Origin of the sequence: Waltera intestinalis (assembly GCF_009695995.1) — a bacterium.
Lineage (GTDB): Bacteria > Bacillota > Clostridia > Lachnospirales > Lachnospiraceae > Acetatifactor > Acetatifactor intestinalis.
Map to the genome: position 1 here is coordinate 83,614 of NZ_VUMU01000005.1, position 21,392 is coordinate 105,005.

General features: G+C 44.4%; 19 protein-coding genes. 2 read left to right on the forward strand and 17 right to left on the reverse strand.

The genetic code is table 11. The annotated features are described in order from the left end of the window. The 6 genes from FYJ59_RS06015 to FYJ59_RS06040 all read right to left on the reverse strand — a co-directional run bounded on the left by FYJ59_RS06015 (position 1) and on the right by FYJ59_RS06040 (position 10,221). Positions 1-2,241 carry a DNA gyrase/topoisomerase IV subunit A gene (locus FYJ59_RS06015; RefSeq protein WP_154495953.1) on the reverse strand — a complete coding sequence of 747 codons (2,241 nt, stop codon included), beginning with the start codon at positions 2,239-2,241 and terminating at the stop codon, positions 1-3. A gap of 46 nt (positions 2,242-2,287) precedes the next feature. Further along, the gene (locus FYJ59_RS06020) at positions 2,288-4,210 is read right to left on the reverse strand and encodes a DNA gyrase/topoisomerase IV subunit B (protein WP_118547640.1); all 1,923 of its coding nucleotides are present in this window, start codon (positions 4,208-4,210) and stop codon (positions 2,288-2,290) included. A 151-nt stretch (positions 4,211-4,361) separates the two neighbouring features. After that, positions 4,362-5,231 carry a DegV family protein gene (locus tag FYJ59_RS06025; protein ID WP_154495954.1) on the reverse strand — a complete coding sequence of 290 codons (870 nt, stop codon included), beginning with the start codon at positions 5,229-5,231 and terminating at the stop codon, positions 4,362-4,364. An 88-nt stretch (positions 5,232-5,319) separates the two neighbouring features. After that, the gene (gene recG, locus FYJ59_RS06030) at positions 5,320-7,383 is read right to left on the reverse strand and encodes an ATP-dependent DNA helicase RecG (RefSeq protein WP_154495955.1); all 2,064 of its coding nucleotides are present in this window, start codon (positions 7,381-7,383) and stop codon (positions 5,320-5,322) included. Positions 7,384-8,165: 782 nt separating this feature from the next. After that, the gene (locus FYJ59_RS06035) at positions 8,166-9,848 is read right to left on the reverse strand and encodes a DAK2 domain-containing protein (RefSeq protein WP_328597209.1); all 1,683 of its coding nucleotides are present in this window, start codon (positions 9,846-9,848) and stop codon (positions 8,166-8,168) included. Positions 9,849-9,861: 13 nt separating this feature from the next. Further along, positions 9,862-10,221 carry an Asp23/Gls24 family envelope stress response protein gene (locus tag FYJ59_RS06040; RefSeq protein ID WP_022155071.1) on the reverse strand — a complete coding sequence of 120 codons (360 nt, stop codon included), beginning with the start codon at positions 10,219-10,221 and terminating at the stop codon, positions 9,862-9,864. Between the two features lie 262 nt (positions 10,222-10,483). On the opposite strand from FYJ59_RS06040, the gene rpmB reads away from it, so the two are divergent. Continuing rightward, positions 10,484-10,669, forward strand: a complete 186-nt coding sequence (gene rpmB, locus FYJ59_RS06045) for a 50S ribosomal protein L28 (RefSeq protein ID WP_022155072.1) — start codon at positions 10,484-10,486, stop codon at positions 10,667-10,669. 65 nt (positions 10,670-10,734) lie between these two features. Here the strand turns inward: rpmB and FYJ59_RS06050 are convergent, their stop codons facing one another. The 5 genes from FYJ59_RS06050 to FYJ59_RS06065 are packed head-to-tail and all read right to left on the reverse strand — an operon-like array spanning position 10,735 to position 13,110. Further along, on the reverse strand, positions 10,735-11,274 hold the full coding sequence (locus FYJ59_RS06050; protein WP_118547116.1) for a hypothetical protein: 540 nt from the start codon (positions 11,272-11,274) through the stop codon (positions 10,735-10,737). An 11-nt stretch (positions 11,275-11,285) separates the two neighbouring features. Beyond that, entirely contained in the window at positions 11,286-11,429 is a 144-nt protein-coding gene (locus FYJ59_RS13905) for a hypothetical protein (protein WP_205839467.1), read from the reverse strand. Positions 11,430-11,482: 53 nt separating this feature from the next. Then, a complete protein-coding gene (locus FYJ59_RS06055) occupies positions 11,483-11,908 on the reverse strand; it encodes a GerW family sporulation protein (RefSeq protein ID WP_022155074.1) in 426 nt (141 codons plus the stop codon). 24 nt (positions 11,909-11,932) lie between these two features. Further along, positions 11,933-12,793, reverse strand: coding sequence for a DUF2953 domain-containing protein (locus FYJ59_RS06060; protein WP_154495956.1), 861 nt, complete (start codon positions 12,791-12,793; stop codon positions 11,933-11,935). Further along, positions 12,787-13,110, reverse strand: coding sequence for a hypothetical protein (locus FYJ59_RS06065; RefSeq protein ID WP_118547114.1), 324 nt, complete (start codon positions 13,108-13,110; stop codon positions 12,787-12,789). The genes FYJ59_RS06060 and FYJ59_RS06065 overlap by 7 nt, the downstream gene beginning before the upstream one ends. Positions 13,111-13,268: 158 nt before the next feature. Here FYJ59_RS06065 and FYJ59_RS06070 point away from each other — a divergent pair, with 158 nt between their 5' ends. Further along, on the forward strand, positions 13,269-14,321 hold the full coding sequence (locus FYJ59_RS06070; RefSeq protein WP_205839468.1) for an HD-GYP domain-containing protein: 1,053 nt from the start codon (positions 13,269-13,271) through the stop codon (positions 14,319-14,321). 32 nt (positions 14,322-14,353) lie between these two features. Here FYJ59_RS06070 and FYJ59_RS06075 read toward each other — a convergent pair whose 3' ends face one another. The 6 genes from FYJ59_RS06075 to ruvB form a co-directional block, all read right to left on the reverse strand. Next, positions 14,354-14,794, reverse strand: coding sequence for an NUDIX hydrolase (locus tag FYJ59_RS06075; protein WP_022155078.1), 441 nt, complete (start codon positions 14,792-14,794; stop codon positions 14,354-14,356). Between the two features lie 16 nt (positions 14,795-14,810). Next, on the reverse strand, positions 14,811-16,259 hold the full coding sequence (locus tag FYJ59_RS06080; RefSeq protein WP_328597210.1) for a peptidoglycan D,D-transpeptidase FtsI family protein: 1,449 nt from the start codon (positions 16,257-16,259) through the stop codon (positions 14,811-14,813). After that, the gene (locus FYJ59_RS06085; RefSeq protein ID WP_154495958.1) at positions 16,246-17,571 is read right to left on the reverse strand and encodes an FtsW/RodA/SpoVE family cell cycle protein; all 1,326 of its coding nucleotides are present in this window, start codon (positions 17,569-17,571) and stop codon (positions 16,246-16,248) included. Before FYJ59_RS06085 ends, FYJ59_RS06080 begins: the two co-directional genes overlap by 14 nt. Positions 17,572-17,590: 19 nt before the next feature. Then, positions 17,591-19,792, reverse strand: a complete 2,202-nt coding sequence (locus FYJ59_RS06090; RefSeq protein WP_205839469.1) for a peptidase U32 family protein — start codon at positions 19,790-19,792, stop codon at positions 17,591-17,593. 67 nt (positions 19,793-19,859) lie between these two features. Then, complete coding sequence (gene zapA / locus FYJ59_RS06095; RefSeq protein WP_022155082.1) at positions 19,860-20,261, reverse strand: cell division protein ZapA; 402 nt, start codon at positions 20,259-20,261, stop codon at positions 19,860-19,862. 134 nt (positions 20,262-20,395) lie between these two features. After that, a complete protein-coding gene (gene ruvB, locus FYJ59_RS06100; protein WP_118551418.1) occupies positions 20,396-21,388 on the reverse strand; it encodes a Holliday junction branch migration DNA helicase RuvB in 993 nt (330 codons plus the stop codon). Positions 21,389-21,392: the final 4 nt, after the last annotated feature.

Consider the following 21,392-nt stretch of genomic DNA (forward strand, 5'->3'; position numbering starts at 1 on the left):
CTATACTCTGACCTTGGTTCCCTTGCTGTCACGCTTGCCGAGCTTCAGATTGTTTAAGACAAGTTCTTTTCCCTTGTATTCAATGGTGGTTTCCACGGCGTTTTTGGTGTAATACACATTTTCCACCAGATCGCCGTCGGATAATTTCATACCGCGGACACCGATGGCCCCTTTCTTTTTCTCAGGAATCTCATCTACAGCAAAACGAAGGAAAAATCCGCCCTTTGTCTGCAGCACAATGTTCCGCTGGTCCGTGAGTGCTGTTACACTTACGAGGGTATCTCCTTCCGCCAGTTTGGTGGCTGCAACCGTACGCTTGGTTACGTCAAACTCTCCGCCGTCCACTACTTTTAGCATGGATTCAGCAGTGACGAAAATTACCTGACATAAGTTCAGTTCCTTCTGACTGGTGATATAGACCAGCTCTTCTTTGGCCTGACTGAAGTTACTTACATTATCGATAGGCACACCCTTGTCACGGAATTTGCCGTAAGGCAGATCCAGTACCTTGACGGTATGCATCTGACCGGTATTGGTAAACAGGCATATACGTCCGGTGTTTTTACAGGTGAAGACGTATTTATTCTCTGCATCCGCGGCTTCTTTATTCCGTTCATAAGTAGACAGGTCGATGGTTTTTGCGTAACCAAAACGGTCCATCAGGAAGACCACGTCCATTTCTTCCAGTTCTTTTTCTTTATAAACAGCTTCCTGGCCGTTCTCGATGACCGTCTTACGAGGATGGCTGTATTCCTTTTTGAATCCATCCAGTTCATTCATGATGACCTGTGCCATGGAATCTCTGCGATCTAGTATGTCTTCGTAGCGATAGATATTCGCCAGGGTCTCTTCGTGCTCGTTGATCAGGGCTTCCAGTTCCAGACCAATCAGCTTATACAGACGCATCTCTAAGATAGCGTTCGCCTGTTTCTCTGTAAACATCAGCTGGGCTGCCATAATCTTCGATTCTTTGGATTTGAACTTGATCCCGTCCACCTTGCCTTCTACGAGACAGGCCTTCGCCATGGCACGATCTTTGGAGCCACGTAAGATTTCGATGACAAGATCGATCACATTGCAGGCCTTGATCAGTCCTTCCTGAATCTCCTTGCGCTCCATTTCTTTGGCAAGCAGATTCGTATATTTTCTGGTGGCTACTTCAAATTGGAAGTCCACATTCGACTTGATGATCTGTTTTAAGCCCATGGTCTCCGGTCTGCCGTTTGCAATAGCCAGCATGTTCACACCGAAGGTATCTTCCAGACGAGTTTTTTTATAAAGCATATTTACAAAATTCTCGGGATCTGCATCCTTACGTAATTCAATTACGATACGAATGCCCTCCTTGGAGGACTGGTTGGAAATATCTACAATATCCTGGGTCTTTTTGGTCTCGGACAGAGCTGCTACATCGGATAAAAATTTTGCAATATTGGCTCCGATCATAGTATAGGGAATCTCAGTGATCACCACGTTGGTCTTGCCGGCTTTTCCTTTCTGGAATTCTACCTTGCCACGCAGCTTGATCTTACCGGTTCCGGTCTCGTAGATCTCTTCCAGTTCATCCTTATTAATAACGATGCCACCTGTGGGAAAATCCGGTCCTTTCAGATAACGCATCAGTTCTTTTGTCGTGATCTCGTTATTCAGCATATACGCTTTTACAGCATCAATAACTTCACCCAGATTGTGAGGTGGAATGCTGGTCGCCATACCTACGGCAATACCCTCCGAGCCGTTGACTAAAAGGTTGGGAATTTTTACGGGCAGTACGGAAGGTTCCTTTTCCGTTTCGTCAAAATTCGGTACAAAATCTACGACATCCTTATCCAGGTCGGCCAAAAAAGCTTCCTGGGTGATTTTCTGCAGTCTTGCCTCGGTATAACGCATGGCAGCGGCTCCGTCTCCTTCGATGTTGCCGAAGTTGCCGTGACCGTCGATCAGAGGCATGCCTTTTTTGAAATCCTGGCTCATGACTACCAGTGCCTCATAGATGGAACTGTCGCCGTGGGGATGATATTTACCCATGGTATCACCTACGATACGGGCACTTTTACGGTAGGGACGGTCATAGCGGATCCCCAGCTCGTGCATATCGTAGAGAGTTCTTCTCTGTACCGGCTTCAGACCGTCTCTGACATCCGGCAGGGCTCTGGCGATGATAACGCTCATGGCATAGTCGATGAAGGATTTCTGCATCTCCTCGGAGTATTCTGTTTTTATAATTCTGCTGTCGTCCATTTCTGGTCCTCGTCTTTCTGACATTACATTTCAGGATCTTATAATACTAGATGTCTAATTCCGCATCTGTAGCGTGATCGTAAATAAAGGCTTTTCTGGGTGGTACATCCGTACCCATGAGAAGCTCTGTCATCTCGGAAGCCATGCGTGCATCCTCGATCTCTACTAATTTTAACAGTCTGCGTTCCGGATCCAGTGTGGTCTCCCACAACTGTTCGGCATCCATCTCACCCAGACCTTTGTATCGCTGTAAGGTAAAGGGTCCCTTGTGGGTCTTACGGTATTTTTCCAGTGCCTTGTCATCGTATAGATATTTTTCTTCTCCCTTGGAGGGCATTGCTTTATATAAGGGAGGCATTGCTATGTACACATGCCCTTCGAAGATCAGGTCAGGCATGAAACGGTAAAATAAGGTAAGCAGTAATGTGGAAATATGGGCACCATCCACATCGGCATCCGCCATGATAATGATCTTGTCATAGCGCAGCTTGGTAATATCAAAATCATTGCCGTAACCCTCGGAAAATCCGCAGCCGAATGCGTTGATCATGGTCTTGATCTCTGCATTTGCCAGAACCTTATCGATGCTGGCTTTCTCCACGTTCAGGATCTTACCGCGGATAGGCAGGATCGCCTGATACATACGATTTCTCGCTGTCTTGGCACTGCCGCCCGCAGAATCACCCTCTACGATGAAGATCTCACATTTGGAAGGATCTCTGGACTCACAGTTTGCCAGTTTTCCGTTGGAATCAAAGGAGAACTTCTGCTTTGTCAGCATATTGGTCTTTGCCTTTTCCTCGGTCTTACGGATCTTGGCTGCCTTTTCCGCACAGCCGATAATGCTTTTCAGGGTCTCTAAATTACGGTCAAAAAATCTTATGATTTCTTCTCCGGTTACTTTTGCCACAACTTTTGCGGCATCCTGGTTGTCCAGCTTGGTCTTGGTCTGTCCTTCGAACCGGGGATCCGGATGTTTGATGGATACGACGGCAGTCATACCGTTACGAACATCCGCACCGGTAAAGTTGGCATCTTTTTCTTTTAAAATGTTCAACTCACGGGCATAGGTATTGATCACATTGGTGAACTGGGTCTTGAAACCCGTCAGGTGGGTACCGCCCTCGGAGTTGTAAATATTGTTACAAAAACCCAGGACATTTTCATGGAATTCATTTACATACTGAAATGCCACTTCCACAGAGATCCCGTCACTCTCACCGGAGAAATAGATCACATCATGAACCGTCTCTTTGGAACGGTTCATGTCTTTGATAAAACCAATGATTCCTTCCGGTTCATGGAACGTGACTTTTTCAGGTTCTTCTTTTCTCTTATCTTCAAAAATGATCGTAAGCTTCGGATTCAGATAAGCGGTCTCATGAAGACGACTCTTTACTTCATCTTCCTTGAAACGTGTTTTATCGAAGATAGTATCGTCCGGCAGAAAGTTAATGGTGGTACCGGTCTCCCTTGTCTTACCTACGATGGGAAGCAAACCGTCTACCAGATCCAGAACGGGATTCCCGCGTTCATAGCGGTCTTCGTAAATACAGCCACCGGTCTTGACTCTTACTGTCAGTCGTGTAGACAGAGCATTTACTACAGAGGAACCTACGCCGTGCAGACCGCCGCTGGTCTTATATGCGGAATTGTCGAACTTACCGCCGGCATGCAGAGTCGTAAATACCAGACGCTCCGCGCTGATCCCTTTTTCGTGCATACCCACGGGAATACCACGACCGTTATCTTCCACGGTTGCGGAGCCGTCGGCTTCCAGTGTCACCTTTATCGTATCACAATATCCGGCCAGATGCTCGTCCACAGAGTTATCAACGATCTCGTAGATCAGATGATTCAGTCCCTTGGTGGAGACGCTGCCGATATACATTCCGGGTCTTTTTCTTACCGCTTCCAGACCTTCCAGAACGGTAATACTTGACGCATCATAATTATTGTCTTTTGCCATGAAATGGAACTCCTTATCAATACATTATTGTCTTAAGTATACCATAGATTTTGTGTTTGGAAAAGTAAAAAATACAAGGGATGGGGGAAACAGATAAGATAATGAAAACTCCCGGAATACTACTTTCCGGGAGGAACAGAATCATTGAAAATTACACGTTGATTTTTTTACAGCATGCCAGTGCAAGGGAACCGGGACCGATGTGACAGGCAACACTTAAGGACAGCGGGTCCATGTGAATGTCATAGCCGGGGAATTCCGCTTCCACTTCGGTACGGAACTGTTCTGCTGCGGCTCGGTCATGGGTATAGGCAATCTGCAACCAGATATGCTTGTCCTCTGTCATGCCGCCGAAACGCTCGTTGATATCCTTTTTAATAGCATTGATCATCATGGTCTTGCCCTGTGAGGTGGTTCTGGCCTTTGCGAAGGCATCCAGTTTTTCACCCTGAATGGTCAGTACCGGCTTCAAACGAAGCATGGTGCCGATAGCTGCAGCCGCTGGAGTGATCCGCCCACCTTTTTTTAGGTAATACAGGGTGTCAAGCATGATATAGATACTGCTGTTGAATTTATCGTTTTCCAGAAATTCTTTGATCTCTGCCGCATTTTTACCGGCTGTTGCAAGCTGCAGGGCATCCAGTGCGGACTGACGCTGGGTGACGGAGATTCTCTGATTGTTCACGACCTGGACTCTGCCATCATACTCTGTAGCAAAGGCCATGGCACTCTGGCAGGAACCAGACAGACCGCTGCTCATGGGAATGTGTACGATCTCGTCATATTCCTGTAAAAGCTTGTCCCACAGGCTCATGACACTGTCGGGAGAGGGCTGGCTGGTGGCAATATTCGCACCTGATTTTAATTTTTCGTAGAACTGTTCCTGTGTCAGGTCAATATCTTCATAGTATGTGACTTCATCGATCATAAAAGGCATGGGCAGAACATGGATTCCGCGACGTGCTCCTTCTGCCTGTGTAATGCCACTGTTACTGTCGGTTACGATTGCAATTTTTGACATTCTGGTATCTAAACCTTCCCTTTACATGAATTAACATAAATTATATGATCCTAAGTATAAAACTTTGAACCTAAAAGTAATTTTACTGTCAGATGGTCCGAAAGTCAACAACATTTACTGCGGTATGTTCTTTGAAATAGTTCACCAATGCCAGACTGTCGTCATCTGTCAGCTCCGGATCGGATACAAGCAACTGTTCCACGGCATCTGAAGCCTCTTTTAAAATATTTGCATCTGTATATATATCACCCAGTACAAATGCAAATTCACCGCTCTGCCGGATACCGAAGATATCTCCCGGACCTCGCAGTTTCAGATCCTCGGAAGCAATATGGAAACCGTCGTTGGAATGGTTCAGGATCTGTAATCGTTCCATGGTCTCTTTGGCTTCTGATGTGCTGATAAAAATGCAATAGCTTTGGAATTCCCCACGTCCTACACGCCCACGCAGCTGGTGCAGCTGTGCCAGCCCGAAGCGCTCCGCATTTTCCACCATCATCACCGTGGCATTGGGAACATTGATACCGACTTCAATTACCGTGGTGGAGACCAGAACATCGATCTTCTTATCAGCAAATTCTTCCATGATACGGTTTTTGTCTGCCGGGCGCATCTTTCCATGGAGGTAAGCTACTTGAACGGAAGGTGGCAGAGCTGCCCGGAGTTTCTCTGTATAATCTACTACATTCTCCAGGTCTTCCGATTCGCCCTCTTCCACCATGGGACAGATGACATAAGCCTGTCTGCCGGCAGCTACCTCTTTTGCGATAAATTCATAAGCCTTGGGTCGATAGGCAGTCCCTACGACACAGTTTTTGATAGGCAGACGATTCGCAGGAAGTTCATCGATGACCGAGACCTTCAGATCCCCATATAGGATAATGGCCAATGTCCTGGGAATCGGTGTAGCACTCATAACTAATACATGAGGCTCACTCCCTTTGGCAGCTAATGTCTCCCTCTGCCTTACACCAAAGCGGTGCTGTTCATCCGTCACTACCAGTGCCAGGGAAGAATATTCCACTTTTTCCTGGATCAGAGCATGGGTTCCGATGATCAGGTTAGCTTCTCCGGAAGCAATTTTCGCATAAGCTTCCCGTTTCTCCTTCGCCGTCATAGAGCCTGTCAGAAGCACCGGACGGAAAGCAATGCCATATTTTTTTACATAGCCTGAAATGGTCTCAAAATGTTGGACTGCCAGTACTTCAGTAGGAGCCATCATTGCTCCCTGATAACCATTAGCCGCACACATGAGAAGTGCCAGCACTGCCAAAATCGTCTTACCGGAGCCTACATCTCCCTGAATCAGACGGTTCATGGCATAAGGACTTCCCATGTCCTCCCTGAGCTCACCCCAGACTTTTTTTTGGGCTTTTGTCAGCGGGAACGGCAGCTGTTCTAAAAACCGCACTGTATCCGCAGTCTCGTACATGGGAAAATGGTTTTCTGTCTTCGCCGCTAATTCCTTATTTTTGCGAAGTACCAGTAAAAAGGAGAAGAATTCTTCGAATACCATACGGTTTCTGGCAGCTAACAGTTCCTCTCTGCTCTCAGGAAAATGCAGGGCATAGACAGCTTTCCTGTGGGAAAGCATGGGATATTTCTGTAATATCACCTGCGGCAGATATTCTTTTTCCGGTGGATAGTGTTCCAGCGCCTGTGCCACAGATTTTTGCACCGTCTGATTGGTCAGTCCTTTGGTCAGGGCATATCGGGGCAGGAGACGGCCTGATTTCTGAATGTATTCGTCCCAGGTAAACATCCGGGGCTGTTCCATGAATTTATGGGTACCACGTTGCTGAATCAGACCTCGGAACAGATAGAATCCACCGGGTTTTAATACTTTTTTTAAAAAAGGCATATTGAAAAAAGTAAGCTGGATGGAATCTCCGTTGTCATCCTTCAAAATGGCGTTGAGGATGGAGAGATTGCGGACTTTCTTCACGTTGGGGATAGCGGTGATCTGACCGTAGACTGCCTGGACACTGCCGGGGGATGTCTCCAGAATGGATACCGGAGCATCATAAGTCTCATAATCCCTGGGATAATGGCGGATCAGATCGTCTACGGTATAGACATTGATCTTGCCGAACAGAGCTGCTGTCTTCTCTCCCACGCCTTTTATTCTGTTCACAGGAATTGCATCACTCATACCGGTCCCTCTTTTCTATAACTAAATTGAGAGTTAGTTGAATACATTGGCAAAATCCACGAACTCCCGGAGCATGCGATACACATGTCTCGATGTAAGGTCTCCGGATGTGAATTTTCTACGAAAAGTGATGAGTAGTTCTCGTCACTTTTCTAGAAAATATCAACATCCTCCGACAAACATCTTCGACATGGCACCGCATACTCCGGGGGTTCTGCGTTTTGGAAAGCTTTCAAAAACCAGTAGCCCTGGCAAGGGCTATTAGTTTCATAAAAAGATACTTATTTTACTATATTTATGAAAAAAATTCTTAAAATACATTCCTTTTTTTCATAAATTCTATAATATCTCGAATTTTATGAAATTTATTAGTTTTGAAGCATAAAAGATGGGGATATTTTTCATAAAAACAACATTTATAACAGTTTTTATGAAAATGCAGAACTTGTTATTAACTTCTGCGCATGTATTCTAAAATGCTCTGCCTAAATAATTGAGATGCTTTTCATAACCCAGCAGAAAAGGACTGCTCCCCCGGACATAGATGCGGCGGAGACTGTGAGATTTTCTTGGAAAGTGGTTGAGCCGCAGGGGCAACGCGAACACGATGTTCGCGTTAGCCGATAAGTGCCATGGATGGCAACGTAAAGGAGGCCCCGTCATGACGAGAAACACTTGGCCACTTTCCTTTAGAAAATCCACAGTTGTAGCTAGCATCCGAGTCCGGGGCGGGCAGTCCTTTCTGCGTGGATTTTAAAGCAACTATTCAACTAACTCTCAATTTATTCTACAGAAACAGTATAGTAATAAATAGGTTGTCCACCATACTGTAATTCAATATCGCAGGCGGGATAAGCCTCCTCCAGATCGGTACGCAGCGCTTCCGCAGCATCCTCTGCCACGTCACAGCCGTAGTATATGCTGATCAGTTCGGAATCTTCATCCACAAGTTCAGCGATCATATCACGAGTTACTTTTACCATGTCGGTACCGACGGCTACGATGCCCTGGTCACCGATGCCCATGAAGTCGTCTTTCTTGATCTCTTTGTCATCGATCACGGTATCACGCACCGCATAGGTCACCTGACCGGTCTTGACATTTTTGATCTCGCGAAGCATGGTCTCTTCGTTCTCTTCCACAGACAACTCCGGAACAAAGTTGATCACAGCAGTGATACCCTGAGGAATGGTCTTGGTGGGAATGACTAAAAGCTCCTTATCGGTCATCAGTTCCGCTGCCTGGTTTGCTGCCAGAATGATGTTTTTATTATTCGGAAGGACAAAAATGGTCTTTGCATTTACCTTGTCCACTGCGTCTAAAATATCTGCCGTACTGGGGTTCATGGTCTGACCGCCTTCGATAATATAATCTACGCCGAGGCTCTTAAACAGTTCGCTCAAGCCGTCACCTACGGAGACTGCCAGGAAGCCTACCTCCTTGGCAGGCTGTGCAGCCTTTTCTTCCTCTGCTTTTTTCTGTGCCGCTTCTTTCTCGGAGAGTTTGAACAGTTTTTCCTGATGTTCCAAACGCATGTTGTCGATCTTCATATTGGATAATGCACCATACTTCAATGCCTTCTGGATTGCCAGACCGGGATCGTTGGTATGTACATGTACCTTGACAACATCGTCATCCGCAACACATACAATAGAATCACCTATGGACTCTAAGAATGCCTTGAAATCCATCTCTGCTTTTACATTGAAAGGCTTGTTCAACAGAATAATGAATTCAGTGCAATAGCCGAACTTGATCTCTGCTTCTGCCTGTACTTCCAGAGAACTCTTAGTATCTTCTGCTTTCGTAGCAGCTGCAGGAGCTACGGTCAGATCGATCTCCTTACCTAAAAAGGCATCATAAGCACCGCTTAATACTTCTACCAGCCCCTGTCCGCCGGAATCCACAACGCCGGCCTGCTTTAATACCGGTAACATTTCGGGAGTCTGGCTGAGCACATAACGGGCGTGTTCGATGACAGTACCTAAAAACTGCTCCAGATCATCCGCACCGTCCTCACAAAGTTCCTTTGCCTTATCGGAAGCACCTTTTGCTACGGTCAGAATCGTGCCCTCTTTTGGCTTCATAACAGCCTTGTATGCAGTTTCTACCGCTTTTTCGAATGCACGGGTCAGAACAGGAATATCCAGAACCTGCTCTTCCTTAATACTTTTGGTAAATCCACGGAACAACTGAGATAAAATAACACCGGAATTACCTCTCGCCCCGCGAAGGGAACCGCTGGAGATTGCCTTACATAAAGCAGCCATATCGGCATCGTCTCCCAGTGCGGAAACTTCTCTTGCCGCAGACATGATCGTCATAGTCATATTGGTACCGGTATCTCCGTCGGGTACGGGAAATACATTTAACTCGTTGATCCATTCTTTCTTGTTCTCTAAATTCTTGGCGCCGGCTAAGAACATCTTGGAAAGCATCTTAGCGTCGATTTGTTGTAAAGCCACAATTACTTCCTCCTTAATCAATCACTCTTACACCTTCAACATAGATGTTGATCTTTTTGATCTCAATACCGGTAAACTCTTCCACCTTATACTTTACGTTGCTGATCAGATTGTCGGTGACAGCCAGGATGCTGACGCCGTAAGCTACGATCACATGGAAGTCCAGAACCAGTTTATTGTTGTCCAGGGACACGTTGATACCTCTGGTGATGCTGTCCATTTTCAGCAGCTTTACCAGGCCATCTTTCATGCTGACTCCGGCCATACCTACGATACCAAAGCACTCTACCGCCACACTGCCGGCATACTGTGCAATGACTTCATTATCAATGACAATATTTCCCATATGGGTATTCATAGAAGAACCTTTCATACAGAACCTCCTTTATATTCGGATCAATTGTTTCTTCCGATATCTCCGGCCGGATTTTCCCGGACTCAGACATATATAAATGTATTTTAACAGCTTTGTCATGAAAAAGAAACATAAAAATAAAAAAAATAAATATTTTTTGCTTGCTTTTATTTTGTTTTTCTGTTAATATATCAATGTTGTGAGCATTTCACATATGTTTTATTAAAAATTTTGATTAAAAGTAAGCGTAAGATGCGCGTTAGATCGAGGAGGTGTCAAGATGGCTAAATGTGATATTTGCGGTAAGGGCGTTCATTTCGGTAACAACGTAAGCCATTCTCATAGAAGAAGCAACGCAATTTGGAACTCTAATGTTAAGAGCGTTAAGTGCAAGGTTAACGGCGGAGCTAGAAGAATGCATGTCTGCACCAGCTGCTTAAAATCTGGTAAAGTTGAAAGAGCTTAATCTTCTACGATAATATTGGATTTGAGAAAGCCAGAAATGATAAATTTCATTTCTGGCTTATTTTTTTACCAAAACCGCTCTTCCTGTTTCCTTTTTAAATACTCTTTGTTGATTTGTCCAGCCAGCTCTCCGTCACCGAAAAGGTTGTCCGGGTGAAAGATTTTGATCAGATCCCGATATCTCTTCCGTAATGCCAATGGATTATTGACACCGCGAAATAAAAGCTGTACTACGGTAAGGGTATTCTCGGTGCCGTCTTCGTCAGAAGCTTTTGGACTGACCTCTTCTTCCCGGAGAAGTCGTCTCTCTTTTTCCAGCTTTTTCCGATCCTCCTCCAACTGGCGGAAGCCGTCCTGCAGAATTGCCATTTTTTTCTCAAAAAACAGACTTTCTTCTTTCAGACGTTTTCGTTCCATAACCGTACGACGGTTCAAAGCATCCAGTTCATCCCGGAGTGTTACACGTTCCTCGAGGAATTTGTCCTTTGCCTGTTCTAATTCGGTACGCTCCTGCTGCAGACGCATATTCTCCTGAAACAGCCAGAGCTTGGCTTCTTTCAGTTCCTCTGTACTTTCTGTCCTGATGATTTCTTCCCAATCAATCATGCTCAACCCTCTTACTCACAACTGCTGAAAAGATAATACCCTGCAAACAACAGAAGTGCCAATATGATCAATCCGATGAGCCGATTGTGGATCACCATCATCAACAACATGCCGATAGCTACAAAAAAAAGAATCAGGCCAATGATTTTTTTCATAAAAGACCCGCTATTCATATTCTCATCTTATTATATGCAGAGTATAAAAATTATTACTTATCTTCGGAAGGCTTTTCTCCGTCTTCGGGGAATGCAATATCGACAACTTCGGCATCCGACATTCCTTCTTTTTCTTTCGGCTGGGTAAATTTATCTACAATATCGGGAATCATATCCAGAATCTTGGTAACAGTATCCTGATTTTTGATATTGACCAGCTTGGTGGAACCGTTTTTGATCACCAGTACGGCGCTGGGAGTCATTTTACCGCCCAGACCACCGGCTCCGGATGCGGATCTTTTTTCGGAATTATTCCCCGCACCGGCTCCGACACCGAAAGTAACATCTACTAACGGTAATATAATGGTATCTCCGATCTTGGTAGCTTCGCCTACTACCGTCTTTGTGGAGAGCACGGTATCCATTCCTTTTAAAAGAGATTCCACAACCCCCTGAAACTGATTATCTTTTTCTGCCATATTAAACCTCCTGTTTTTAATCTGTTATTCTTTTTCTTTATTTTGAAATTGTCTGATTTTATGCTGCAATAGTTTAAGCCGCTTATCCATAAGCACGCAAATGGTATGGAACAATACACACGCTAAGGTAAAATGGCCGGATGTTTTAAAATTACCCTCTAAAATTGCCTGTTCAAAATCCGGAGTGATACAGATGTCTTTTCCCAATTGAGGAAGTATCATACCGTAGATTCCGTACAGGTAGCCTGTGGTATCCGGTGATCCGGTGCCGATGCGGGCCGTAAGTTCCAGTTTTCGCGGACGTAATGATTTCAGAATATGACCGATACGGTTTCCGGCATGCCGGAGTAATCCTCTGGTCTCCGGGTCATTCCATAAATCTTTATAAAAAGTAATGTTATTCAGAATATGTTTGATTTTATCACATATTTTACCGACTGTGTACCGGATTTTATCCAAAAAGCCTCTTTCTTTCGTGCTTTTTTGCTCCGAAATCGGTTTTTTCACAGATGTCTGCGAATCGGAAGCGGAAGGCACAGCTTCCTGTGGTATTTCCGTTGTGGGAGGAACCACTGCTTTTTTTGAGGACTTCCCGGTGGAAATGTTCTTTTTTTCTTTTCTCTCGTCCGAGGAATCATATACAGTAAAAAAAAGGATCTTTGCCAGAAGCTTTCCCGGCTGCGGATAATTGTAAAAGATTCGCACCAGACCGAATAACCATCGGACTTTTACGGAAAAACGCATTTCATCGACACTCTTCTGTCCGGATGCCTTATAACAAAGAGGGAAAAACAATACCAAAAGTATTACCGTAAGTGCAATCCACAGAAGTACCAGTAACAGAATTCCTAAAATGCCCAATATTTTAAAAAGAATCGTTAACATAGTAAATACTCCCGAAGATTACAGTCGCCTCTGGCGTCCAGACATTCTCCTGTGATCTGTTCGATCAGCTGCAATGCCTCCTCATATCCCGCTGCAATACCAAGAATCAGAAATTCTTCTTTTTTGTAATGAGGCTGTATGAGTTGCCTGGCATCAAAAATATCTAGCTGATCGGCCGGGTTCTTCGCCGGAGTAATGAGATAGACATTTGCCAAAAGAGGTTTTTTTTCCAGTCTCTTTTTTAGTTTATCCAGTTTTTCAGATGCAATGCTTTCTCCCAGATAGAGATTGGGAGCAAACGTAAGCTTTCCTGCCATAAATAAATTCCTTTTTGTTAACCTGCCCTGCAGCATAGGTTATTGCTGCCAAGATGAGTTTATTATAGCATAGATTCTTCTATATTACAATTTTTGTCGCTTGACTTTTCCGGATGATATTTTATACTGTAATCAGTACAAAGGAGGAGGAAAAACCATTGAAAGTTATAACGAAGATGGAGCTTCAGCCGGATATGGTTCTCGGAGAAGATATTCAGGATCAGAATCATGTCATTTATCCTGCCGGTACCACAGTAACTCCGCAGATCATAGAAAAATTAAAGCGATACGATCTGGTATGCGTTACGATTATGGAGGATATTGATTTCGCCACGACCCATTATGAGAAAATTCGCTTTGATTCCAATTTTAAGGCATTTGAACGTGCTTATCCGATTTTTCTGGCTGAGTATAAACTGGCCATGAAACAATTATTGGTCATGGGAAGAAAGCCGGCGGATATTTTTCTACTTACCATATATCAAGAATTATACTATTATATTACTTCCGGATCCGTATTGCTGGATTATCTGTATAACCTTATGCCCAGTGAGGATGAACTGACGTATACGCAGGGCCTGAATGCTGCACTGCTGGCAGGTACGTTCGCCGACTGGCTCTCTATGTCAGAAGAAGAAAAAAACACTTTGATTCTTTGCGGATTCTATTATGATATCGGAAAACTGCAGCTTCCTTATGAATTGTTGTGGAAGCCTGGAAAACTCACAGAGGAAGAATTCAAGATCATCAAAACGCATCCGGTGGTAGGCTATACTTCCGTACGTAACCAGGATTTAAACGAACATGTTAAAAATGCAGTGATCATGCATCACGAACGTCTGGATGGCAGCGGTTATCCTTATCATATGTCGGGGCAGAAAATTGATGTCTATGCCAGATATATGGCGATCATTGACGCTTATATTGCAATGGCATCGCCGAGAACTTACCGCAACGCACTTACACCGTTACAGATTTTGGGGAATTTCGAAAAGAGTCTGGACAAGTATGATGTGGAATTGTTAATGCCGATCATGAAACGGATCGCAGACGCACAAATCGGTACCAATGTGCAGTTGAATGACGGAAGTATCTGGGAAGTCCTGATCATTCATCCCAATAAGTTCTCCCGCCCGATTCTGAAAAATGAAAAAAATGAATTTGTGGATCTTTTGCAGAGAACCGATCTTGAAATCGTTAAAAACGTATAAATATAATAAATAAAAATAAGAAGCTGGAATAATCAATTCATCCATTGATTATTCCTTTTTCTTTCCTGGTATTCCGCATAAGCTTTTTCCAAAATCTGTTTCTCGTTGGCAAACTTCAGTAAATGATATGCTTCATGATATTTATAAAAACCGGAATCCGCAAAATATTCTTCTCTCTGCGGTTTACTGTAATAACTGTCGGTACTCATAAGATACCAGTGAACCTCTTTTGCTACCACATCCTCCGGTACGGTAAATGAATATTCACTTCTCCCGACGTAGTCCACGATAAATGCCCGGGAACCGCTCTCTTCCAATACTTCTCTCAATGCGGTCTCTTCATGGGTCTCACCGGGTTCCACCGTTCCTTTCGGAAGAACCCAGCCTTCGTATTTGTTTTTGATATTCTTATAGAGCAGTAAAATCTTTCCGCGAAATATTACGACTCCGCCGCAGCTGATAGCCTCAATCATGTTCCTTAACCTCCGATTACTGTTTTTCGCTGAAGTACGCGTCAAAAATACGTCTTGCAATGGGCACGGCGTAATCTCCGCCGCTGCCGGCACCTTCCACAATAATGGTTACACACACTTCCGGATCTTCTGCAGGAGCAAATCCGGTAAACCATGCATGACTGTCACCTTTAATATTATTATATTCCGCGGAACCTGTTTTTCCGGCTGCGGTATAGTCAAGTCCTTTTAACTTGGAAGCGGTACCCTCCTGGACCACATCAGTCATCAGTTGTCTGAGGATCGCAGACTCTTCTTCTGACATCAGACTGCCGTATTCGCTGGGTTTGAAACTTTTAATGACAGTTCCTTCATCATTCTCCACGTGATCGATCGCGTACGGTTTCATGAGGACTCCGTTGTTGGCTATGGCACAGGTGATCATGTTCAGATGCATGGGAGTAATCTGTGTCTTACCCTGACCGATGGAGGTCTGCATCATTTCTGCCGGAGGAGTATCATCGGATACCAGCGCTGAACTTCTGGCATAATTCAGTGTCAATGGCAGCTCTTTGTTAAACAGAAGATCATTTAATGTCTCCTGAAAAGCAGTCCGGTCCAGGCTCATTCCGATATTAGCAAAGGACGAATTACAGGATTTTGCAAAAGATCTGGTAAAATCCACCGTCCCATGACTGGAGCCGTGATAACAGCTGATCTTGCTATTGCCCAGGCGAAAAGCTCCGTTGCAGGTATAAGAATAATTTTGGTAGGTATTCGGATTTTCCCGAATATATTCCAATGCCGTCACAATTTTAAAGGTAGAACCCGGAGGATACAATCCCTGTGTAGCCCGGTTGACCAGTACGGTACTGGAATCGTTATCTACCAGATCCTCCCATATTTCTCCGATGGAATTGGGGTCAAAATCCGGATGGGATACCATGGCAAGAATCTTCCCGGTAGACACTTCGGTTACAATAATGGCACCGCGATAGATATCCAGCTGATCATTTGCCACCTGTTGAATTTTAACATCCAGTGTAGTGTAAACATTATCCCCGGGATTCTTTTTTCCAGCAGTATCGTTTTTCACCTTGTTACTCAAGGAAGTATTTGTATTGATCAAATAATAATTGGCCAGCGCTTCTACACCCATTCTGCCCTGTGTGGAATAGCCAACAATGTGAGAAAACAGATTTTTGTAAGGGTAGTTACGGCTCTCTTCTTCCTCATCATTCAAGATTGTCTCCGCAAGTACCTCTCCATCTCTGGAATAGATGGATCCACGATAATTTCTCGACAACAGTATCTGCTGTCTTGAATTATAGCTGTTGTTGATCATGTCCTGTTCACTCGTGGCCACAAAATGTCCCAGATAGAGAAACAGACAAAGAAACAGCACACCGGCTGCACCTGCAGAGATCCAGATCTCCCGCTGGTTTCCCATACGTTTGTGATTTTGCTTTTTTTTATTTTCTGCCACTTCTGCGCTCACCTTCCTTTTGAAGCCGGATGTAAATTCCCTGTATAATGAAAAACATGATCATCGTAGTCATAACGGAACTTCCGCCGTAACTGATAAACGGCAACGTTACACCTGTCAGAGGGATAAACTTGGTTCCTCCGCCAATCGTCAGAAAAATCTGAAAAATATACATAATACCGATGCCATATACGATCAGCTGATAAAAGCGGTCGTGAATTTGTACCGAAATCCGCATCATTTCCAAAAAACTGCTGATACAGATCAAAATCAGGCACATTCCAAAGATAACTCCCAGTTCCTCGCAAATGGATGAAAAAATGAAATCCGCTTCCACATACGGAATCGCGGTAGGATTACCTTTTAATAATCCCATGCCGAACCAGCTTCCGCTTCCGATGGCAAACAGCGACTGTGTGATCTGATATCCTTTACTGTCGATGTATTTCCAAGGATCCTGCCATGCCAGAACTCTGACCCGTACATGATCAAACAACAGATATGCCAGATAAGAGGCTGCGCCTCCGCCGATCATTCCGGCCGCCAGATAGAGATAATTTTTCGTTGCGGCAAAAACAACGAATACAAAACCAATGAAAAAGATCAGCGCACTTCCCAGATCCTTGGATACGACCAGGACAACTACATGAGCTCCTGCAATCACAGCAGTCAGTAACACCCGCTGAAAGGACACATTTTCCCATAATGCACCCGCCAGGAAGAAAAGGAACAGGATCTTCACAAATTCCGAAGGCTGAAATGTAATTCCTCCCATGGTAAAAGATATTTTGGACCCATGGGTTACCTCTCCGAGAATCAATACCGTACTGAGCAGACCAATTCCCAGTGTTGCGTATAACCAGGTGATTTTTTTGAAAAAGTGAATTCTGCCAAGTAAAAAAGGTATAAAAAGCGACATGATCAGTGATACCAGAACAATCACATACTGTCGGATCGCTTTATCAAAAGAAAGTCTGGATACCATACATAAGCCGATGCCCAAAAGCATGCACATGTTATTGAGCAAAAGCCTATTGATATTCTCGTAGATCAGAGAAACCATAGTTATCGTTGCGAACAGAAAAATCAGTATAAATGCAAAGAAAAATAAATACTGAAGATCTCCGCCGGTAAGAGACAGATCCAAAAAACAAAGGACCTGTACCAGAAACATTAAAATATTCTGCAATATAAAGATTCCTTTGGAATATTCGCCAACCGGGTAGCGGAAAGTATAAAAACAGCTGCCGGTATAGAGCACCATAAAAAGGGCTATGAAATATTTAGATAATTCTATTACATATTCCTGCATGAATTAGGGATCCCTTTCTCTATTCTACGCCACGTTTTTCATGACCGGTGGTATATTCCGTATAAGGCAGATCCGTTCTGCTTCCGTAAAAATACTCCAGTACATTCCAAGTCTCATTTTCCGATTCTGTTGTAAATTCCAAACGACAACAAAAACTGTCCTTCCATTTTGCAACTGTTTTATGCAGGGAGAAAGGAACACTGTTATAGATAATATTATAGCAATGCGTACAGTTTCGCATTACCGGAAACACTTTATGGTAACGATCTGTCAGTTCTGTGATTCCGAAACCTTCCTCGCGGCGACAATGATCGGTAGTCTTCGTCACACAGTTAGCCGTCACCATCATGGGAATCCGACCGTACAAAAATTTCTCAGCAGGAAGAATCCCATTCACGAGCTGCCTCTGCTCCGCATAATTCAGTTCTAACGGTAGGCAGAATCCGTCCAGATAATCCGTCCAGAATTCTATACTGCGGCAATTCCAAAGATACAGACCATGATCTCCGTACCTCTTTTTTGACTGTAAAAAATCCCACTGTTGCAGAAGACCAACGTGTTCCAGGGAACTTACAAGAAATCCGTCAACAGCTTCTAAATTGTCACGAATGCTTTTCTCCAACAATTTCAGATACCGACTGTCGCGTAAGCGAATGATTTTAGGCAGAGCGAGCACTGTCTCTGCTGGAATTTTTTTTAATATTTGTAAGTGCTCTGCGATAGTATCCCCCCAGGTGAGGAACAGATCACTGTCAACATAAATTCGTAACGAAGTATGTTCTTTCGGTTTTTTAAGAAAAGACGATCTCAGAAACCCGTTCCACTGCTCTGCGGTTCGGAGATATAACGAAAATCCACTTTGTTTCTGCATATGTCCGTTATGTGCTCCGGTAATGTCAAAAGGTTTCTGTACCTCTCTGGTATAAGGGAAGCCGTTTGCTGTAATCAGTTTCTGCTCTAACAGCGACAGCCCTTTTCTCCGAAGCTCATTCATTGTCTTCAGAGGATAGAATGCATTTTCACTTACCCGGATATCCATGGTGCCATCTAAATGGAAATTACTTCCTCCCAATTTTCCCAATTGTTTGGAAATATTTTCCACAGTAATCGGCTGTTTTGCAGCTTCCTGGACGGTCTCTCCGGTAACGGTTACCTCTGTCTGATCACAACGAAGAGTCAGTTTCGCAACGGTTCCGGTGAGAAAAGAAGCCTTCATTTGTACCGGAAGTGTCAGATGTTTGTATAAATATTTTTCGCGAATCTGCTCCAAAACCTGCTCATCACTGCCACTGTAGGCAGGATTGTTCAGAGTCACCATTTCTTTGCCGTTATGTTTATGATAATAGCCGTTCTGCCGTTCGCTGCGAATATAAAGGCAGGATAACCGATGAAGGTCTTCCCCTGAAATGGAAAGCTTTTCCCCGGGCTTCTCATAATATTTATCAATATATTTCCGATAAACAGCAGTTACACCGGCGGCGTATTCTGGTTTCTTCATACGGCCTTCTATTTTAAAAGAATCGATTCCGGCATCTATCAGTTCTGGAATATTCTCAATGGTACACATATCCTTCAGACTTAAAGGATAACATTCACGGCGGTTACCGCCTACGGTATACGGCAGTCGGCATGGCTGGGCACATCTGCCGCGGTTGCCGCTTCGCCCGCCCAGGATACTGCTGAAGAGGCATTGACCGGAATAACAGTAACACATGGCACCATGGATAAAACATTCTATTTCCATTCCGGTTACTTCTTTGATACGACGAATCTCTTCCAGACTCAGTTCTCTGGCGGGTACCACTCTGCAGGCACCCTGCTTTTTCAGAAATTCTGCACCATATTCACCGGTGATCGTCATTTGGGTACTTCCATGTAGTTCCATCTGCGGAAAGGCATCACGGATAAAGGCAAATACACCAATATCCTGAATGATGACACCGTCCAGGCCGGCGCGATAATAAGGCATCAGATATTCATAAAGCTCAGAGAACTCGGATTCTTTTACCAGGGTATTTACGGTAAGATATACTTTCCTGCCCAACAGGTGAGCATATCGGATACAGTCCACCAGTTCATCTTCCGAAAAATTCTCAGCATATGCACGTGCGCCAAATCGATTCCCTCCCAGATAGATTGCATCTGCTCCCGCGTGTACGGCTCCGTAAAATGCTTCCGCATTCCCGGCGGGAGCAAGTAATTCCACTTTTTTATTTCTCATAGACATCCTCTGTTGCGTATGATACACGCTTATACAAATAGCTGCCCGAAAACGGACAGCTATCAATTTATTTATCCTTTAGTTCTGTCTCCAGACGAACAATTTTTCTGGCATCTTCGTTCAACTGCTTCTGTAGCTCTTTTCCCTGTTTTTCCGCATTTTCCAGCTTAATCTGCGCGGAAATCAGCTCATGCTTCAGATCATAGAGTTCCTTTTCTTTCCCCTGCAGTTCTTCCTCCAAAATGGAAATCTGCTTTTTGGCTTTGAAATAATCATCTGCAATGTTCAGCTGAAGCAGAACGCTCTGTCTGTCCAAAGACTGTCTTCGAAAGCTGTCCAGTTTCCCATACTCAGTCATTTTATTATTGATGTAGGAAGCAATCTTCTGCATGTAATCTTCGCTTTCATAGCCGCTTAAAGTAAATACTTTACCACCTATGAGCACTTCAGTATCTGTTTTCGGAGACATTGTCAACACCCCTCTTAACAATCTTTTGGAAACACAATATGTGCTATATTGTAAAAAATATAATACAAGATTTATTATATATCAGATTATATCGAGTGGCAAGCAAAAAATAACCAATTATGCGTCCTGATTTTCTAAAGCTTTAACCCCAGGTGACGATAAGTCAGGTCTGTTACCACACGACCCTTGGGCGTTCTGCTCAGAAACCCATTCTTGATCAGATAAGGTTCGTAGACATCTTCTATTGTGCCGGCATCTTCTCCGATGGCAGCTGCAAGGGTATCCAGTCCCACAGGACCACCGTTAAATTTCTCGATGATCGTCACGAGGATATTCCTGTCGATATGATCTAAGCCCATCTTGTCCACATCCATAAGATCCAGTGCGGTTCTGGCTACTTCTTCTGTAATGATTCCGTCGTATTTGACCTGTGCGAAATCGCGGACACGCTTCAAGATACGGTTGGCAAGTCTGGGTGTTCCACGGCTTCGCCTAGCCATCTCTTTTGCTCCGGCAGGTTCGATCTCTACATCCAGGATTCCTGCTGAGTGCATGATGATCTGCTGCAATTCCTCTATGGTATAGAATTCCAGATGATGGATCATTCCGAAGCGATCCCGCAGAGGTGCTGTCAAAAGTCCCGCCCGGGTCGTCGCTCCTACCAGCGTGAACTTCGGTAATTCCAGGCGGACGGACCTGGCACTGGAGCCCTTACCGATCATAATATCAATACAATAATCTTCCATGGCGGGATACAGTACTTCCTCCACCTGACGATTCAGACGATGTATCTCATCCACGAACAGCAGATCTCCTTCTTCTAGATTGTTTAAGATGGCAGCCATCTCTCCCGGCTTCTCGATCGCCGGTCCGCTGGTCACCTTCATATGGACTCCCATCTCATTGGCAATGATCCCGGCAAGGGTGGTCTTACCAAGTCCGGGTGGTCCGTAGAACAGCACATGATCCAGTGCATCCCCACGCTGTTTTGCAGCGGTAATATAGACCTTCAGGTTCTCCTTTATCTTGGACTGACCGATATAATCGTCCAGCGTCTGGGGACGTAAGGAGCCTTCCAGTTTAATATCTTCTTCTGTGATATTTGTCTCTATCATTCTTCTGGACATAGTC

Coding starts and splice junctions, on each gene's coding strand:
- FYJ59_RS06015 (WP_154495953.1), bottom strand. CDS start 2,241: ATGGACGACAGCAGAATTATAAAAACAGAATACTCCGAGGAGATGCAG.
- FYJ59_RS06020 (WP_118547640.1), bottom strand. CDS start 4,210: ATGGCAAAAGACAATAATTATGATGCGTCAAGTATTACCGTTCTGGAA.
- FYJ59_RS06025 (WP_154495954.1), bottom strand. CDS start 5,231: ATGTCAAAAATTGCAATCGTAACCGACAGTAACAGTGGCATTACACAG.
- recG (WP_154495955.1), bottom strand. CDS start 7,383: ATGAGTGATGCAATTCCTGTGAACAGAATAAAAGGCGTGGGAGAGAAG.
- FYJ59_RS06040 (WP_022155071.1), bottom strand. CDS start 10,221: ATGAAAGGTTCTTCTATGAATACCCATATGGGAAATATTGTCATTGAT.
- rpmB (WP_022155072.1), top strand. CDS start 10,484: ATGGCTAAATGTGATATTTGCGGTAAGGGCGTTCATTTCGGTAACAAC.
- FYJ59_RS06050 (WP_118547116.1), bottom strand. CDS start 11,274: ATGATTGATTGGGAAGAAATCATCAGGACAGAAAGTACAGAGGAACTG.
- FYJ59_RS13905 (WP_205839467.1), bottom strand. CDS start 11,429: ATGAAAAAAATCATTGGCCTGATTCTTTTTTTTGTAGCTATCGGCATG.
- FYJ59_RS06055 (WP_022155074.1), bottom strand. CDS start 11,908: ATGGCAGAAAAAGATAATCAGTTTCAGGGGGTTGTGGAATCTCTTTTA.
- FYJ59_RS06060 (WP_154495956.1), bottom strand. CDS start 12,793: ATGTTAACGATTCTTTTTAAAATATTGGGCATTTTAGGAATTCTGTTA.
- FYJ59_RS06065 (WP_118547114.1), bottom strand. CDS start 13,110: ATGGCAGGAAAGCTTACGTTTGCTCCCAATCTCTATCTGGGAGAAAGC.
- FYJ59_RS06075 (WP_022155078.1), bottom strand. CDS start 14,794: ATGATTGAGGCTATCAGCTGCGGCGGAGTCGTAATATTTCGCGGAAAG.
- FYJ59_RS06085 (WP_154495958.1), bottom strand. CDS start 17,571: ATGCAGGAATATGTAATAGAATTATCTAAATATTTCATAGCCCTTTTT.
- FYJ59_RS06090 (WP_205839469.1), bottom strand. CDS start 19,792: ATGAGAAATAAAAAAGTGGAATTACTTGCTCCCGCCGGGAATGCGGAA.
- zapA (WP_022155082.1), bottom strand. CDS start 20,261: ATGTCTCCGAAAACAGATACTGAAGTGCTCATAGGTGGTAAAGTATTT.
- ruvB (WP_118551418.1), bottom strand. CDS start 21,388: ATGTCCAGAAGAATGATAGAGACAAATATCACAGAAGAAGATATTAAA.